The 400-nt window shown below is 24.2% G+C and carries 1 protein-coding gene; it reads left to right on the top strand.

The genetic code is table 11. From position 1 onward, the window contains the following. The coding region (locus PUR71_RS40835) for a hypothetical protein (RefSeq protein ID WP_329924270.1) at positions 1 to 370 on the top strand (370 nt) is incomplete at its 5' end. Positions 371 to 400: the final 30 nt, after the last annotated feature.

Genomic DNA, 400 nt, shown 5'->3' with positions numbered 1-400 from the left:
GTTTTTGGTTTTTTATTTGTTGTTTTTTTTGATTTTTTTTTTTTTATTTGCTTTTTTTTTGGTTTTTTTTTGTTTATTTTTTTTTTTTTTTTTTGGGTTTTTTTGTTTTGGTGGGTGGGTTTTGTTTGTGGGGGGGTATTTTTTGTTTGGGTGTTTGTTTTTTTATTTTTTTTTTGTTTTTGTTTTTTTTGTGTTTTTTTGTTTTTTTTTTTTTTTTTTTTGTGGTTGTTTTTTTTTTTGGGGGGTTGGTTTTTTTTTTTTTGTTGTTGTTTGTTTTTTTTGTTTTTTTTGTGTTTTTTTGTTTTTTTTTTTGGGGGGTTTTTTTTTTTTTTTTTTTTTGTTATTTTTTTGTTTTTTTTTTTTTTTTTAGGGGGTGTGGGGGGGGGGGTGGTGTGGCCCC

It is taken from the genome of Streptomyces sp. SP17BM10 (assembly GCF_036322405.1).
Lineage (GTDB): Bacteria > Actinomycetota > Actinomycetes > Streptomycetales > Streptomycetaceae > Kitasatospora.
This window is presented reverse-complemented; position numbering and strand designations above follow the sequence as displayed.